This is a genomic window from Photorhabdus hindustanensis, from assembly GCF_002968995.1.
In the GTDB taxonomy this organism is placed as follows: domain Bacteria; phylum Pseudomonadota; class Gammaproteobacteria; order Enterobacterales; family Enterobacteriaceae; genus Photorhabdus; species Photorhabdus akhurstii.
Window position 1 is genome coordinate 1 of the sequence record NZ_PUWT01000139.1, and the last position, 3311, is coordinate 3311.

Annotated in this window: 1 protein-coding gene; it reads right to left on the reverse strand. The window is 58.5% G+C overall.

Annotated features, from left to right (window positions below):
- A partial coding sequence (locus tag C6H66_RS24615) for a hemagglutinin repeat-containing protein (protein WP_181150304.1) occupies positions 1–3311 on the reverse strand: 3311 nt, incomplete at both ends.

Sequence of the window (3311 nt, forward strand, 5' to 3'; positions counted from 1 at the left end):
TTTTTAATATCCTTGAAGCCCAGCGTCCCGGTGTTCAGGGTGTTGTTGGCTTTGTCGGCTTGACTGGCTATCACCGCGCCGTCCAGTTGGGTGTGGTCGCCGACGTTAACCTGATAGCCGCCTTTGCCGGCAAACAGCCCGGTCTGCTCCTGCACGCTGTCATAGTTGCTGTGGAGTTTATTGCGGCTGGCATTGAGGCTCGCGGTGCCGTTAGTGAGGGGACCCACGGTGGCGCTGACGCCCGCGCTGGCGTTGTGTTGCTGGCTGTCATAGCGCTGGCTGTCCTGCTCGCTGCTTAATGTCAAATGACGTTTTACCTCGGCGGTAATCTGCTCGCCGTTAACCTGAGCCCCTTTCAGCGTGGTATCCCGGCCACTGTTCAGCCCGACGGTCTGTCCCGCCTGTAACGTGGTGTTAGTGTGACTGACGCCGTTGCCGTTTTCATGGCCGGTGCCCCGACTGACATTGGCCGAGACATTCAGGCCGGTGCCCCCCGGCCCGACAGTCAGGCCCACGCCCAGCGAGCTGCCGTGGCTGCTGTTTTTGCCGGTGGTCTGTTCAGTGCTCTGGCTGGAGGTGAGCTGAATATCCCGGTTAGCATTCAGTTGCAGGTCTTTACCCGCCTGTAACTGGCTGCCCTGAATACGGATATCGCCATGCTGGCCTGATGCGCCTTTGCCATCCCCTTTGGCGGTTATAGTCAGGTTATCCCCGGCAGTGAGATGGCTGCCCTGTTGAGTGGTCTGGCGGTGCTGCTGTTCTGAACGGGAAGATTGACGCCCGTAGGACAGGCTCACCCCGGCCAGATTGTTATTGCCTTTGTCGTCACTGCCCTGAGCCGCCGCCAATCGGCCGGCCTGCACGGCCTGTACCCCGCTCAGCGCGACTTGAGTATTTTGCAGCGCTTTCACTCGTGGGTCACTTTCAGTGCGGGCGGTTCTGGCGGTTTGCGCCGCGCTGTTAACGGCCCCGCCAGCGGCGCCACTCAGCGCCACAGTTAAGCCGCTCTGCTTTTGTTCGGTTTTTGTCGAGGCATGATGGCGGTTTTCCGCGCCGGTGATATCGACCTGTTGACCGGTCAGCGTCAGGTCTTTACCGGCAATCACTTCGCTGCCGTGAACCCTGAGCTGTTCTCCGGCGTTGAGGGTCACGTTGCCCTGGCTGCTGCCGACCGTGCTGCCTTTACTCAGCTGGCTGTCACTGTCGGTGGTGACTTTCTGGCTGGCTTTGCCTAAGGTGAAGCCAATCCCACCGGTGCCCATCAGGCCCGATTTTTTCTCCTGCCGCCAATGGGTTTCATCGTGCGCTTCCGCGGCGGTGGTGACGGTGAGCTGGTGACCGGCGCTCAGGCTGACATCCTGCGTACCGGCGACATTGCTGCCGCTGATATTTAAGTTTTTACCTGCCTGGAGATTGACCTTATCGCCACTGAATGTGGTGCTCAGAGCCTGCCGGTCATGCACTTCGTCGTGGGTTTCCACTGACGATTTCGACAGCCAGCCTTTGTTGGTTTGTTTACTGTGCTCCACTAAATCGGATGAAGCCGTCCCGGTGGTCAGCGTCAGGTTATTGCCGGCCTGCGCCGTCAGTTGTTGACCGGCGTTGACGTGAGCGGCGGCGGCGTTCAAATCCTGCCCGGCTTGCAGGGTCACCTCACCGGCGCCGGTTATCTGGCTGCCGATATCTTGTTGTTGGGTCAGATGACGGTAGTTCTCTTTCCCCCAGTCGCCTTGTTCTGTACGGCGCGTGCTTAAGGTGTCCAGCGTCAGGTTATGACCTGCGGTTATCTCGGTGTGACCGTCTTTACCCGCATTCTTGACGTCACTGGCGGTGAGCTGGACATTGTTAATGGCGCTCAGCGATAAGGCGCCTTTATCGTTCTGCACATAGATGCCTGCCGGACGGTCCAGCCAGCGGTTCGCTTCATCTCCGCGCACGGTCGATGCACTAATGATATCCCGGCCTTTCAGAGTTACCCGGTCATCCCCCTGAATCCGGCCGCCCCGGTTGGTGAGCGTCTGTTGGGTCGTCACATCCACTTTGCCGCCGCGAATAAAGCCGCTGTTGGTCAAATTGTTGGCCGTCAGTTGAGTGATGTCACGCCCGCTAATGGTGCCGCTGTTGGTGATATCGCCCGGACTGTTGAGTGCCACGGTATTTCCGGCCAGCAAAGCGCCGTCACTGCTCAGGTCGCCCTGACGGACACGCGCGTAAACCTGCGGCACAGTCACCACCTCGCTAGTGCCATCCGGCAGGGTCACGGTTTGGTTAGTCAGCCAGATAATGTCCGAAGTCAGCAACGCCATCTGTGCCGGACTCAGCGCGACGCCCGGCGTTAACTGTTGCTGTTTGCCAAAGGCGACACCGGCATCCATCAGCGCTTTAAACTGCGCTTCGTCGTTGTTGTAGCCCGGCAGATAGCGCTGACCGGTCAGTTGAGTGATTTGGTCGCGCACCAGCCGCTGTTCGTAGAACCCATCGCCCAGGCGTTTGTGAACCAGCGCCGGGTCATGCGTTAACTGTTGCCGCATATAGTCCGAACCCAGCCACTGTTTATACTGGGTAAATTTCGGGTCGGTCTCCACCAGATAGTGGCTGTCGCTGCCCGGCTGCACGGTATACAGGCTGTTATTCGGCAGGCGGGTATCGGGCGTGATAACGCGTATCACCGGGTCAACCGTGTGTCCTTTGACGGTCTCCGGGGGCAACGTCAGTTCAAACGGCTGACCGGGCGGCAGGACTAAAGGCTGACCAGGAGGCAGCACCAGCGGTTGGTCGTTAATGCCGGTCACGGGTGTTACCGCCGTGGGGGCCGAGTGTATCTGACCGGTTTGTCGGTCCGCAATAGTGATATCGGTACCCTGTGGACGGGTATGCGCCTGCCAGGCCAGCGTTTTCAGGTCAATCGTTTCTATCACTGGGGCGGGGGCATAATTGCTGCGGCTTTTTCCCTGCGAGGTTTTGGTGCCACCGAACCCGAACTTTTTGTGTTTGGTCTTTTTGGCGTACCAGTGAGTTTGGCGACCTTTATCGGTGGTGATACGTTCGCCCTGAGTGGCAATATTGTGCAGTTCGCCGATTTCTCCATCCAGCGCCCCGCCGGCGACAATCTGGCTGTCGTGATTAGTGACCTGCGCACTGTTGAGCGTGATATTACCCCCGGCCAGAATTTTACCGGGGTCACTCTGTTTAACCTGAGTTTCCTTGACGGTCCGGGTGTACTGATATTCGTAAAAGTCATTACTGCGGCTGCCATCCGGCATGATGGCATCGTGCACTTTGTATTTATTGTGGCGGGAAGTGTCCACCTG